Annotated in this window: 7 protein-coding genes; 5 read left to right on the top strand and 2 right to left on the bottom strand. The window is 48.3% G+C overall.

The window, feature by feature from the left end:
• The 3 genes from BMZ54_RS33145 to BMZ54_RS08730 are packed head-to-tail and all read left to right on the top strand — an operon-like array spanning position 1 to position 11,221.
• The gene (locus BMZ54_RS33145; protein ID WP_262487580.1) at positions 1–8,124 is read left to right on the top strand and encodes a tandem-95 repeat protein; all 8,124 of its coding nucleotides are present in this window, start codon (positions 1–3) and stop codon (positions 8,122–8,124) included.
• 20 nt (positions 8,125–8,144) lie between these two features.
• On the top strand, positions 8,145–9,113 hold the full coding sequence (locus BMZ54_RS08725; RefSeq protein WP_089909300.1) for a PorP/SprF family type IX secretion system membrane protein: 969 nt from the start codon (positions 8,145–8,147) through the stop codon (positions 9,111–9,113).
• A gap of 26 nt (positions 9,114–9,139) precedes the next feature.
• Positions 9,140–11,221: an OmpA family protein gene (locus tag BMZ54_RS08730; RefSeq protein ID WP_162277500.1), complete on the top strand. Its 2,082-nt coding sequence runs from the start codon at positions 9,140–9,142 to the stop codon at positions 11,219–11,221.
• 31 nt (positions 11,222–11,252) lie between these two features.
• Here the strand turns inward: BMZ54_RS08730 and BMZ54_RS08735 are convergent, their stop codons facing one another.
• Positions 11,253–12,245: a zinc metalloprotease gene (locus BMZ54_RS08735; protein WP_089909305.1), complete on the bottom strand. Its 993-nt coding sequence runs from the start codon at positions 12,243–12,245 to the stop codon at positions 11,253–11,255.
• A 155-nt stretch (positions 12,246–12,400) separates the two neighbouring features.
• Entirely contained in the window at positions 12,401–13,333 is a 933-nt protein-coding gene (locus BMZ54_RS08740) for a helix-turn-helix domain-containing protein (RefSeq protein ID WP_089909309.1), read from the bottom strand.
• Positions 13,334–13,485: 152 nt separating this feature from the next.
• Between BMZ54_RS08740 and fdhA the strand changes: the two genes are divergently transcribed.
• Together fdhA and BMZ54_RS08750 are read left to right on the top strand one after the other, a co-directional pair.
• Positions 13,486–14,676, top strand: coding sequence for a formaldehyde dehydrogenase, glutathione-independent (fdhA, locus tag BMZ54_RS08745; protein WP_089911830.1), 1,191 nt, complete (start codon positions 13,486–13,488; stop codon positions 14,674–14,676).
• Between the two features lie 102 nt (positions 14,677–14,778).
• On the top strand, positions 14,779–15,180 hold the full coding sequence (locus tag BMZ54_RS08750; RefSeq protein WP_089909312.1) for a GlcG/HbpS family heme-binding protein: 402 nt from the start codon (positions 14,779–14,781) through the stop codon (positions 15,178–15,180).
• The last annotated feature ends 59 nt before the right edge of the window (positions 15,181–15,239 follow it).

Here is a 15,239-nt window from a genome sequence, read left to right on the forward strand (position 1 = left end):
ATTACTGTTACTCCGGCGAATGACGCGCCGGTGGTAGCTGATGTTCCGAAAACAGTAGTAGAAGATAATGTGCTGTCCTTCACTGGTACAGACTTTACTAGCAAGTTTACGGATACCGATAGTGATCCGTTAGTGAAAATTCAAATTGTAACGTTGCCTACTCACGGTACTTTAAAACTGAATGGCACTAATATTACTGCTGGACAAGAAATCCTGGCCACAGACCTAGCGAATATCACATATATACCAGATGCAGACTTTAATGGTGCAGATAGTTTCAGCTGGAATGGTTCTGATGGCACAGCTTACGCTGTAACACCAGCTGCTGTGAATATCACCGTTACACCAGCTAATGATGCACCGGTAGTAGCCGATGTGCTGAAAACAGTAGTAGAAGATAATGTACTGGCCTTCACCGGTACAGATTTTACTAGCAAGTTCACGGATACCGATACTGATCCGTTAGTTAAGATTCAGATTGTTACTCTACCCACACATGGTACACTGAAGCTGAATGGTGTTAATATTACTGCTGGTCAGGAAGTCCCTGCCACCGACTTGGCTAACATCACCTATACGCCAGATGCAGACTTCAACGGCTCCGATAACTTTACCTGGAACGGTTCTGATGGTACGGCTTATGCTGTAACTCCGGCCGCTGTAAATATCACTGTGACACCAGCCAATGATGCGCCGGTAATAGCCGATGTGCCGAAAACAGTTGTAGAAGATAATGTACTGGCCTTCACCGGTACAGACTTCACCAACAAGTTCACTGATACCGATAGCGATCCGTTAGTAAAAATCCAGATCGTAACACTGCCTACTCACGGCACTTTAAAACTGAATAGCACTAATATTACTGCCGGACAAGAAATCCTGGCCACAGACCTGGCGAATATCACGTATACACCAGATGCAGATTTTAATGGTGCAGATAGTTTCAACTGGAATGGCTCTGATGGCACGGATTACGCTGCTACACCAGCCGCTGTAAACATTACTGTTACTCCGGCGAATGACGCGCCGGTGGTAGCTGATGTTCCGAAAACAGTAGTAGAAGATAATGTGCTGGCCTTCACCGGTACAGACTTCACCAGCAAGTTTACTGATACAGATAGTAACCCGTTAGTAAAGATACAGGTGGTAACCCTGCCTACGCATGGCACGCTGAAGCTGAATGGTACTACCATTACTGCAGGTCAGGAAATTGTAGCGGCTGATTTAGCCAATATTACCTATACACCGGATGCTGACTTTAACGGCTCTGATAGCTTTACCTGGAACGGCTCTGATGGCACAGCCTATGCTGCGACATCGGCCGCTGTAAATATTACGGTTACACCAGCGAATGACGCACCGGTAGTCGCTGATGTGCCTAAGACAGTAGTAGAAGATAATGTGCTGACCTTTACGGGTACGGACTTTACCAGTAAGTTTACGGATACCGACAGTGATCCATTAGTAAAAATACAGGTGGTAACCTTGCCTACGCATGGTACTTTAAAATTGAACGGCACCAATATTACCGCAGGTCAGGAAATCTTAGCCGCTGATTTGGCAAACATCACTTATACGCCAGATGCAAACTTCAATGGTTCCGATAACTTTAATTGGAACGGCTCCGACGGTACGGCTTATGCTGCTGTTGTGGCACAGGTTAATATTACTGTTACACCGGCAAATGATGCACCGGTAGTAGCGGATGTGCCGAAAACGGTAGTAGAAGATAATGTGCTGGCTTTTACTGGTACTGACTTTACAAGTAAGTTCACTGATACCGATAATGATCCATTAGTGAAAATTCAGGTTGTTACGTTGCCTTCGCACGGTACGCTGAAGCTAAATGGTACTAATATCACCGCTGGCCAAGAAATCCTGGCCACAGACCTGGCTAATATCACCTACACGCCAGATGCTGACTTTAATGGTGCTGATAGTTTCAACTGGAATGGCTCTGATGGAACAGCTTACGCTGTAACACCTGCTACAGTGAATATCACCGTTACACCGGCCAATGATGCACCGGTGGTAGCAGATGTGCCGAAAACAGTAGTGGAAGATAATGTACTGTCCTTCACCGGTACCGACTTCACTAGCAAGTTCACGGATACCGATAGTGATCCATCAGTGAAAATTCAGATCGTAACGTTACCTACACATGGCACACTGAAGCTGAATGGTACTAATATCACTGCTGGTCAGGAAATCCTAGCTTCCGATCTGGTAAACATCACTTATACGCCTGATGCTGATTTCAACGGCTCTGATAGCTTTAACTGGAACGGTTCCGATGGTACGGCCTATGCTGCTACACCGGCCGCAGTAAATATTACTGTTACACCGGCTAATGATGCACCGGTGATAGCTGATGTTCCGAAAACAGTGGTAGAAGACAATGTGCTGACCTTCACCGGTACCGACTTTACCAGCAAGTTCACCGATACCGACAGCGACCCGTTAGTGAAAATCCAGATCGTCACCCTGCCTACACATGGCACACTGAAGCTGAATGGTACTAATATCACTGCTGGTCAGGAAATTCTGGCAGCCGACCTAGCTAATATCACTTATACACCAGATGCTGACTTCAATGGTGCTGACAACTTTAATTTGAACGGCTTTGATGGTACGGCTTATGCTGCTACACCGGCCGCTGTAAATATTACCGTTACGCCAGCCAATGACGCACCAGTAGTAGCTGATGTTCCGAAAACAGTAGTAGAAGATAATGTACTGGCTTTTACTGGAACAGACTTCACCAGCAAGTTCACTGATACAGATAGCGATCCGTTCGCAAAAATCCAGATCGTGACCCTGCCCACGCACGGTACACTTAAGATTAATGGTACTAACATTACTGCAGGTCAAGAAATCTTAGCCGCTGATCTGGCTAACATCACCTACACACCTGATGCAGACTTTAATGGTTCCGACAGCTTTAACTGGAATGGCTCCGATGGTACCGCTTATGCTACCACACCGGCCGCTGTAAATATTACCGTTACACCAGCTAATGATGCACCAGTGGTAGCTGACGTGCCGAAAACAGTAGTAGAAGATAATGTACTAGCCTTCACTGGTACCGACTTTACCAGCAAGTTTACGGACACCGATAATGATCCGTTAGTGAAAATTCAGATTGCAACGTTACCTACACATGGTACACTGAAACTGAATGGTACTAACATCACCGCTGGCCAGGAGATTGTTGCAGCCGACCTGGCTAACATCACTTATACGCCGGATGCTGATTTTAACGGCTCTGATAACTTTACCTGGAATGGTTCTGATGGCACGGCTTATGCTGCTATACCGGCTGCTGTAAATATTACTATTACTCCGGCAAACGATGCACCGTTAGTAACTAATGTGCCGAAAACAGTAGTAGAAGATAACGTACTGGCCTTCACTGGTACCGACTTTACCAGCAAGTTCACCGACACCGATAACGATCCGTTAGTAAAAATTCAGATCGTCACCCTGCCCGCACATGGCACTTTAAAATTAAACGGTACCAACATCACTGCTGGTCAGGAAATCCTGACAACAGACCTAGCTAATATCACATATACACCAGATGCAAACTTCAATGGTGCTGATAGTTTTAACTGGAACGGTTCTGATGGTACGGCCTACGCTGCCACACCGGCTGCTGTAAATATTACCGTCACGCCAGCCAATGATGCACCAGTAGTAGCTGCCGTTCCGAAAACAGTAGTAGAGGATAATGTGCTAGCCTTTACGGGTACGGACTTTACGAGCAAGTTGACGGATACTGATAGTGATCCATTAGTGAAAATTCAGATAGTAACGCTGCCTACACACGGCACGTTGAAGTTGAATGGTACTAACATCACCGCTGGTCAGGAGATTGTTGCAGCAGATTTGACCAACATTACTTATACACCAGATGCTGACTTCAACGGCTCCGATAGCTTTAATTGGAATGGTTCCGATGGCACAGCTTATGCTGCCACACCAGCTGCTGTAAATATTGCCGTTACGCCAGCTAATGATGTACCGGTAGTAACTGATGTCCCGAAAACGCTGGTAGAAGATAACGTACTGGCATTTACTGGCACCGACTTTACCAGCAAGTTTACTGATGCCGATAGCGATCCGTTAGTGAAAATTCAGGTGATAACCTTGCCTACGCACGGTACGCTGAAGCTGAATAGTACTAACATTACTGCAGGTCAGGAGATTGTTGCAGCCGATCTGGCTAACATCACTTATACGCCGGATGCGGATTTTAACGGCTCTGATAACTTTACCTGGAATGGCTCCGATGGCACAGCTTACGCAGCCACACCAGCCGCTGTGAATATTACAGTTACGCCAGCCAATGATGCACCGGTGATAGCTGATGTTCCGAAAACGGTGGTAGAAGATAATGTACTGTCCTTCACTGGTACCGACTTTACTAGCAAGTTTACAGATACCGATAGTGATCCGTTAGTGAAAATTCAGATCGTAACGTTACCTACACATGGTACACTGAAACTGACTGGTACTAACATCATCGCTGGTCAGGAGATTGTTGCAGCCGATCTGGCTAACATCACATACACACCAGCTGCCGATTTCACCGGCTCCGACAACTTTACATGGAACGGCTCCGACGGCACAGCTTACGCTGTTACACCAGCCGCAGTAAACATCATCGTAACACCAGCCAATGATGCACCTGTGATAGCAGACGTACCGAAAACAGTAGTAGAAGATAATGTACTCGCCTTCACCGGTACCGACTTCACCACCAAGTTTACGGATACCGATAGTGATCCGTTAGTGAAAATTCAAATTGTAACGCTGCCTACTCACGGTACTTTAAAACTGAATGGCACTAATATTACTGCTGGACAAGAAATCCTGGCCACAGACCTGGCAAATATCACCTACACACCAGATGCAGACTTCAATGGCTCCGATAACTTTAATTGGAACGGCTCTGATGGTACAGCTTACGCTGTTACGCCAGCTGCAGTAAATATCGCTGTAACACCAGCAAATGACGCACCAGCAGTAGCTGGCGTTCCTAAAACGGTAGTGGAAGATAATGTACTGTCCTTCACAGGTGCTGATTTTACTGGCAAGTTCACCGATACTGATAGCGATCCATTAGTAAAAATCCAGATCGTTACACTGCCCACGCATGGTACTTTAAAACTAAACGGCACCAACATCACCGCAGGTCAGGAAATCCTGGCCGCCGACCTGGCTAATATCACTTACACACCTGATGCTGATTTTAATGGTGCTGACAGTTTCAACTGGAATGGTTCTGATGGTACGGCCTACGCTGCCACACCGGCTGCTGTAAATATTACCGTTACGCCAGCCAATGATGTACCAGCAGTAGCTGATGTTCCTAAAACCGTAGTAGAAGATAATGTGCTGACTTTTGTTGGTACGGACTTTACAAGCAAGTTCACTGATACCGATAGCGATCCGTTAGTGAAAATCCAGATCGTCACCCTGCCTACACATGGCACACTGAAACTGAATGGTACTAATATCACTGCTGGCCAGGAGATTGTTGCGGCTGATCTGGCTAATATTACTTATACACCAGACGCTGACTTCAACGGTTCTGATAGCTTTAATTGGAACGGCTCCGATGGCACAGCCTATGCTGCCACACCGGCTGCTGTCAATATTACTGTAACACCAGCCAATGATGTACCGGTAGTAGCCGATGTTCCAAAAACAGTAGTGGAAGATGACCTACTGGCCTTCACCGGTACAGACTTCACCAACAAGTTTACGGATACCGATAGCGATCCGTTAGTGAAAATCCAGATCGTCACCCTGCCTACACATGGTACGCTGAAACTGAACGGTACCAACATCACTGCAGGGCAAGAAATTGTGGCTGCTGATCTGGCTAATATCACTTATACGCCTGATGCGGACTTCAATGGCTCTGATAACTTCAACTGGAATGGCTCTGATGGTACGGCTTATGCTGCTATACCGGCTGCTGTAAATATTACTGTTACTCCGGCAAACGATGCACCAGTAGTAGCTGATGTTCCGAAAACGGTAGTAGAGGATAATGTGCTGGCCTTTACGGGTACGGACTTTACCAGCAAGTTTACTGATACTGACAGCGATCCGTTAGTGAAAATTCAGATCGTAACACTGCCTACACACGGCACTTTGAAACTGAATGGTACTAACATCACCGCTGGTCAGGAGATTGTTGCAGCAGATCTGACCAACATTACTTATACACCAGCCGCTGACTTCACCGGCTCCGACAACTTTACATGGAATGGCTCCGATGGCACCGCCTATGCCGCCACACCAGCCGCAGTAAACATCACCGTAACACCAGCCAATGATGCACCGGCAGTAGCAGATATAATAAAAACGGTAGTAGAGGATAACACATTATCCTTCGCAAACACAGATTTTACCGGCAAGTTCACCGACACAGACACTGATCCGTTAGTAAAAATCCAGATCGTCACCCTGCCCACGCATGGCACGCTGAAACTAAACGGTATCAACATTACCGCTGGCCAGGAAATATTAGCTGCCGATCTAGCCAACATCACCTACACACCAGCCGCTAATTTTACCGGCTCCGATAGTTTCAACTGGAACGCTTCCGATGGTACCGCCTACGCCGCCACACCAGCCGCTGTAAACATCACTGTTACTCCGGCAAACGATGCGCCTACCGGTAATAATGATACCAAAACCACTAATGAAGATATCCCTGTAAGCGGGGCCATTACCGGTACCGATACAGATGGAGATCCGCTCACCTATACCAAAGGCAACAACCCGTTACATGGTGCAGTAGTGGTAAATCCTGACGGAACTTATACCTACACACCGGCTGCCAACTATAACGGTCCGGATAGCTTTACCATCATTATCAGCGATGGTAAGGGCGGCAACACAACGGCAACGGTAAACATTACCATAACACCGGTAAATGATGCGCCCACGAGCGCCGGCGACAGCAAAACTACCCAGGAAGGAACGCCGGTAAGCGGCGCGGTAACCGGTACAGATGTAGACGGAGATCCGCTGACATTCACGAAAGGCAGCGATCCTGCGCATGGTACGGTAGTAGTAAATCCTGACGGCACTTATACCTATACACCAGCGCCTGGTTACACCGGCCCGGATAGCTTTACCATCATCATCAGCGACGGTAAAGGCGGCACCACTACGGTTCCGGTAAACATCACGGTAGGCATGGCTAACAACCCGGCCATTACCCTGGTAAAAACAGGCGTGGTACGTGCAGACAGTATCAGCATCACCTATACATTCACCATCACCAACACCGGCAATGTAACCTTACATAACGTAACGGTATCAGACCCTATGCTGGGATTAAATAAAACCATTACCGGCAACTTCCTGCCTGGCGCCTCGATCACGGAAACAACCGTGTACATGCTTACACAGGCAGATCGTGATAATGGCAGCGTAAGCAACACCGCTTCCGTAAGCGCACAAACACCGGCTAACACAACTATTACAGACATCTCCGGTACAGGAGGTAATAACGATGCGCCTACTGTAACCGTGGTGGCCAGATCGCCGGTAGCTGTGGATGATGAAATGTCAACGAAGGTGAATGTGCCGGTAACTATCCCGGTACTGGATAATGATGATGCAGGTCATTCTACATTCAACACCGGCACGGTGGCGGTTATTACACAGCCGCAGCATGGCCGCGCGAATGTTAATGAGGATGGCACCATTACCTACACACCGGATCTGAGCTATAAGGGTGATGACAGCTTTACCTACCAGGTACGGGATGCAGATGGCTACATTACCAACGTAGCTACTGTGAAGCTGGGCATTTCTTTCTCAGATCTTAAAGTACCAACGCTGTTCACACCGAATGGCGACGGTAAGAACGATGCCTTTGAAATACGCGGTCTGAACCAGTATGCAGAAAATGAGCTGGTGATTATTAACCGCTGGGGTAATGAAGTGTTCCGCCAGAAGGGCTACCAGAATAACTGGTTTGGCGAAGGGCTGAATGAAGGCACCTACTATTATCTGTTACGCATAAAGAAAACAAATGGTTCCGGATGGGAAGTACTGAAAGGATATACAACGCTGATCCGCGCATTCAAACATTAATGTTCTTATAAATTGTCGTTATGAGAAAAGGCATCATATTCACAGGTTTGCTGTTGCTGATTGGCAGGTTCGCGCTTGCCCAGCAGGATGCACAGTATAGCCAGTATATGTTTAACGGGATCTACATCAACCCCGCCTACGCCGGTTATAAAGAGGTGCTGAATGTGCACAGCTTTTACCGCGCTCAGTGGACGGGTATTGAAGGCGCACCCCGCAGCTTTTCCGTAGCGGTGGATGCCATTGCTAATGAAGGCAATGTAGGCCTGGCCTTACAGCTCTTCAGCGATAAGCTGGGCGCGCAAAGCACGCAGGGCGTGTATGCTAACTATGCCTACCGTATACGGCTAAATGAAGATGGCAGCTCGCGCCTGGCCTTCGGCATCAGCGGGGGGCTGCTGCAGCTGGGTATTAACGGCTCGCTGCTTACCACCAATGATCCTGAGCTGGATATGCCAGGTGGTACGCAAACCACGCTGGTACCGGATGCGAGGGCAGGGGTGTTCTTTTCAAACGACCGTGTATTTGCAGGTTTTTCAGTAGATAACCTCATTGCGCCGCACATGAATAAATCGCGCTACATCTATATTCCGCAGCCCAGGCCGCACTATTACCTTACCGCGGGCATGCTGCTGCCGTTAAGTGAAAGCATCCAGCTGAAGCCTTCCTTTTTACTGAAGGATGACCGGGGTGGCCCTTCCAGCCTGGATCTGAACGCCTTCCTGCTCTTTAAGGAAAAGATCTGGGTGGGAGGTTCTTACCGTACGGGTTTAAAGCTGTATGATAAGAATTACCTGCAAAAGGTATTGATAAAACGTAATGCCGCAGTAGCGGCCATAGAGTTTTTTCCAGTCAGCAACCTGCGTGTAGGGTACGCATATGATTTCTCAGTAGGCCCGCTGCAAAGCTATAGCAGCGGTTCGCACGAGATCTCTATTGGTTTTTCATTTGCCGGTCCGGATATGCGGATGGCCACCCCGCGGGTGTTTTAAACGATTCAATGAAACAGCTTTTTCAGATGAGTAAATGCATAACAGGGTTATTACTGTTGCTGAGCCTTACAACGCAGGCGCAGTATATAATAAAGGAAGCAGATCATCAGTATGTGCTTTATAACTTCAGTAAGGCAATAACACTGTATGAAAAAGCCTATGAGAAAAAACGCACGCTGCACGCTGCGGAAAGACTGGCTGATATTTACCGTCAGACGAACAACTACCCCCAGGCAGAAAAATGGTGCGCCATTGCAGTGAGTATGAAGGGCAGTAAGCCGGAGAACCTGTTATATTACGCAAAAGCCTTACAGAGCAATGCCCGTTATGCTGCAGCAAAAGAACAATACCAGAAGTATATAGCTACTGATACCGCCCGCAAACTGTCGGACCGGCAAAAGCATAACTGGCTGGCCTCCTGTGATTCCGCCATCAGCTGGATGAATACCTCCAGCATTATTACGGTAGAGAATATAGAGGCGCTGAACTCTGCACAGTCCGACTGGGCAGCAGTGCCTTACCAGGGCGGGGTTGTATTCACATCCGACAGGATCATTGCACCGCCTTCAAAAGCAGATAAGCCATTCCTGCGCTTTGATACAGAGAAGCTTCCGGATGAAGCCATCTACGGCTGGACAGGCAACCAATACCTGCGCCTGTATTACAGAAACGGGCAGGATAGCGTGACCGTTTACCCCTTTAATGCAGGTACGCGATACCATGTGGGCGCCGCTACCTTTACGGAAGATGAACGGCAGATGTTTTTTTCGCTCACCGAAATACCGCGCAAAACAGCTAGGGGAAAAGGAACACTCAAAACTATTAACGTAGAAATATACAGCAGCCAGAAAGACGATCGTGGCCGCTGGCAGGCTCCCGTGCCTTTTATGTATAATAACGTGGACGCATACTCGGTAGGTGATCCTTTTATTACACCCACGGGTGATACCTTATATTTTTCATCCAACATGCCGGGCGGTGATGGCGGTACAGATCTGTACCGCTGTTTCCGTACAGATAAAGGCTGGACAAAACCGCAAAACCTGGCCTGGTTAAATACAGAAGGTAATGAGCGTTGCCCCATTATTGACCGGCAGGGCCACCTGTTCTTTTCCAGCGATGGCGGTATTGGTATGGGCGGCCTGGATATTTTCCGCGGACCCATTACCGGTGTAGGCGCTATTGTAAATATGCAGTCACCCGTTAACTCACCGCAGGATGATCTTTCGTTTACGCTGGACCAGTATGGGAATATGTTATACCTGTCATCGGACCGCAGTGGCGGAAAAGGGGCAGATGATATTTACCGCGTGTACCCGCATGTGAAGCCCGTAATGCCGGTAGGCACGCCGGAAGATGAGCCGCTGATAGATACCGTGAAGAAACCGGCAGACACCACACAGGAAATAGTACCCATTGCCAAAGAGCCGGTAGAGCCGCCTAAAAAGCCTGCATTGACGCAATTAGCCACCCTGCTCCAATTCTCAATAGATGGTACAGTGTACGACAGTGAAACAAAGGAGCCGCTGGAAAATGCAGAAGTAACGCTGTTCGTTTCCCAAAAACCGATAGCAACGGTTCAAACAAATGATGCCGGTTACTATCGCTTCGACCTGGATACCGGTACCGTTTATATGCTGCACGGGCAAAAGGAAAATTATACGTGGGATGAGAAAACCGTGAGCACCCATGGTCTGAAAAAAACAACCGTGCTGCATCAAAGCCTTTACCTGCCTATATTGCCGGTAAGACCCAGGTTACAGGTGCTGAATGTATACTTTGATTTTGATAAGGCAGATATACGGCCTGAAGCAGCCGTTGAGCTGAATACCTTAGTTAAATTATTACAGCAGCATCCACACATGAAAATTGAGCTGCGCACACATACGGATAGCCGCGGTAATGATACCTATAACCTGAAGCTGTCGCAGAAACGCTCTGAAGCAGTGGTGAAATATCTTATCAGCAAAGGCATTGTAAAGAAAAGACTGGTAGCAAAAGGCTATGGCGAAACCAAATTGCTGAACCGCTGTAAGAATGGTGTGGAGTGCAGTGAAGAGGAGCACCAGGTGAACAGGAGAACAGAGTTTATGATCCTGAAAGACTAAAAAAAGCTCCCCCCAGGGAACTCATTTAATTTTAGTGCGCAAAGCCGTTACGGCCGCCGCCACTGGTAAAAGTAGCCAGCATGCGGGCTTTCTGACCAGCGCTGAACATATACATACAGGCATCATCTGTATAGTCCATGTAGTTCATAGTCATTTCAACCGGCGATCCGGAGCAGGTGCTCAGGTGCGGGTAAGAGGGGCATCCGAAATTAGCGTCGTTATGCTGTGGTGTATCGCTTACCAGGTCGCTGCCGCAAAGAGCATCACCCCAGATATGATACAGGTTCAGGAAATGACCTATTTCATGCGTGGCAGTTCTGCCAAGATTAAACGGCGATGTTGCCGTTCCGGTATTACCAAAATAACGGTAACCTATCACCACACCATCTGTAGCGGCGCTGCCACCGGGGAACTGTGCATACCCCAGCACTTCCTGCCCGCCATAGTTAATATAATTCACCACCCAGATGTTCAGCACAGAATCCGGCGTAGTAGGATTAATACCACCTAAAGAACTTTTCTTCATGTTCTCGGTACTGGCAGACCAGCTGGTTTTAGTGGAGGATTTGCGTACCACACTTTTTAATGTAAAGTGAATACCCACATTTGCCTTTACACCGGCAAACAGCGCAGGTACGCTGCCATACTCGCTGTTGGCGGCATTGTAGTCCCTTTCCAGCACATCGATCTGTGACTGGATCTGCGCCTGGGAAATATTTTCCGTTGTGGTGCGATACAGTACATTTACCACTACCGGTATCTGCACGCTGCCATCGGGCAGCAGGCGGCCTAAAGATTTGTCTTTAGCAATACGCTGCGTAAGGTTTTCAATAGACTGCAGGCGTTGGCCACGGGCCGGGTCTTTTAAGATCTGGTCTTTCAGTATGTCCATACTGGCGCAGGCACGTGCGGTTGCTGCCATGGGCGCCGGATCTTTTTCCGGGTTGCCTGCAGGGCGTTCCTGCTTGGTACAGGCGGCCAGCATAAGGGTTATACCAAATAGGATACTTAGTTGCTTTTTCATACAGATTGCGGTTTTGTTGTTTGCTCATACAGCTATCAGGTAAGAAATACCTTGGGGGGAGCCGATAGCAGGAGAGTTAAAACGGGTTCTCCTCGCTAAAGTAACTAAAATACTTTTGCGCATGCCGGGGTGAACAACGGGACCTGCCCGTGTAATTATGAGGGGGTATTTGCGTGATGACGCAGCGGGCTATTATCAGGCTGCAGTGCGGCGCGGTACTCGCCCGGCGTAACCTGCTCCTGTTTCCTGAACTGCCGTATAAAATAAGGGATGTTGTTAAAGCCGCTCTGGTAGGCTATTTCAGCAATGCTTATGTCAGCCTCCTGCAGCAGCTGCCTGGCCAGGGCAATACGTTCGCGCACAATATAATCTGCAGGTGAAAGTCCCAGGTAACTTTTAAATGCCTTAAAGAAATTGGTGCGGCTCATGCAGGCTACCCGGCTCAGTTGTTCTATGCTGATCTTTTCTGTGATATGCTGTTTTATAAAATGCAGCACGTGTGCAAAGTGATTGCTGTTATGGGCATATTCGCTGGCCTGCTCTGTTTGTGAAAGATGTTGCTGCTGCGCTATCAATACCAGCAGCTCTTTCAGGGAAAGCTCCACCCGCAGCTCATTCATAGGTTTATGATCCAGGCTTAAATGTACGATCTTATTTATAGTGGCGGTGATCTCCGGGTTATGCAGAAAAAAACAGCTGTCCATGGGTAAGGCCCAGTGGTGGCTGTTGTCCATTGTATTATATTCCTCATCCAGCTGATCCAGGTTCTTTTGAATAAAATTTTCTTCCATCATTAAAGCCGTGCATTGGGTAGGAGAGGAGATGCCGGCCTCCGGGTAATCGATCAGCATAGCACGCTGCGCCGGTATGATCAGCGATTCGCCGGGCAGGTAATCAAAAGGCGCTGAACGGTCCATGCGGATCACTTTTTTACCCCGCATCATCGACATAATGGTAAGATGATTGAACTGTAATGGTACCGCCTGTGCCTGCTGGGTAGTTTCAAAAAGGTTCAGCTCACAATGGGCGTAGCTGTACACGCGGCGTTGCTCTACGGCTGGCTGTATAGTGGGGGTCGGTTGTGCCATAGTTCAATTTAGTGCATTTCAGGCACTCACAGCGCACATTTGTACGATAGTGTAACCGGAAATGTATTATAGTGTTATGTAAAGGAGCAGGAATGCAGGAAGTTTGAATGCAAATATTCCGCGTTTTCTTCACTTTTAAATTATCTGAACTTATGAGTAGCAACAGAGGTGTCGTATACATCAAACCAGGGGTTGTGGAAGTGCAGTCTATTGATTTTCCCAAGCTGGCGCTGGGCAACCGCAAATGTGAGCACGGTGTCATACTGCAGATTGTTTCAACCAACATCTGCGGCAGCGATCAGCATATGGTAAGAGGCCGTACCACTGCGCCTGCAGGGCTGGTGCTGGGGCATGAGATCACCGGGCTGGTGCTGGAAACCGGCCGGGATGTGGAGTTCATAAAAAAGGGCGACCTGGTATCCGTACCTTTTAATATTGCCTGTGGCCGCTGCCGTAACTGCAAGGCCGGGCAAACCGGTATTTGTTTAAATGTAAATCCTGCCCGCCCAGGCGCTGCATATGGGTATGTAGATATGGGCGGCTGGGTAGGCGGCCAGGCCGAATACGTAATGGTACCTTATGCTGATTTTAACCTGTTGAAGTTCCCGGATAAGGACCAGGGCATGGCCAAGATCCGTGACCTTACTTTATTATCCGATATTTTTCCCACCGGCTACCACGGTGCTGTTACCGCAGGCGTAGGCCCGGGCTCCATTGTATATGTAGCAGGAGCAGGGCCTGTGGGCCTGGCTTGCGCAGCCTCCTGCCATTTATTAGGTGCAGCAGTGGTGATAGTGGGGGATATGATCCCTGAAAGATTGCAGCAAGCTAAAAGCTTTGGCTGTGAAACAGTGGACCTGCGCAGCGATACACCCTTGCCGGACCAGATTGCAGCTATCATTGGCACACCGGAAGTAGATGCTGCAGTGGACTGTGTAGGTTTTGAAGCACGGGGCCATGGCAGCCACTCCCATTCGGAACAGCCGGCCACGGTATTAAATGCCGCTATGCAAATTACCCGTGCAGGCGGCGCCATTGGCATTCCCGGCTTATATGTAACGGAAGATCCGGGCGCCAAGGAAGATGCCGCCAAACATGGCAACCTGAGCCTGCGCCTGGGATTGGGCTGGGCTAAATCATTGTCTTTTGCTACGGGCCAGTGCCCGGTAATGAAATACCACCGGCAGCTGATGAATGCTATTTTGTATGATAAGATAAAGATTGCCAAAGCCGTGAATGTAGAAGTAATAACGCTGGATGATGCGCCCCGGGGGTATAGTGATTTTGATAAGGGCGCTGCTAAAAAGTTTGTGCTGGACCCTGGTGGCCTGATCAAAAATTAAGTACTTAACGAACCGTGAACATAACAATAACCTGCCGGTTGTAAGCAACAGCGCTTACAACCGGTAGTACCCTTATTTATTTTGTAATCTAATATCGTAATCATGAACCTCACCTTAGCACAAGCCGAAGCGGCTGTAAAAGCGGCTAAAGAAAAAGCTGCTGCCTTAAACACTTTAATGAACATTGCGGTAGTAGATGCCGGCGCCAACCTGATCGCATTTGTACATATGGATGGGGCCTGGCTGGGCTCCATTGACATATCCATGCGCAAAGCCCGAACGGCCCGTTTCTTTAACATGAACACCGGCGATATTGGCCAGCTGTCACAACCCGGTGGCCCGCTGTATAATATTGAGCATTCCAATGGCGGGTTGATCACCTTTCCCGGTGGTATCCCTGTTAAAGACAGTAAGGGAATGGTGATAGGCGCTATTGGCGTTTCGGGCAGCACCGTAGAAAATGATCATGCCGTTGCAGAAGCAGGGTTAAAAGCAATAAGCTGATCTGTTCGGACGTTAGTTAATGCAGCAGAACAGTTCATTGTTTTGCTGCATTAACCTTT

This window comes from Chitinophaga rupis (assembly GCF_900109685.1).
Classification (GTDB): Bacteria; Bacteroidota; Bacteroidia; order Chitinophagales; family Chitinophagaceae; genus Chitinophaga; species Chitinophaga rupis.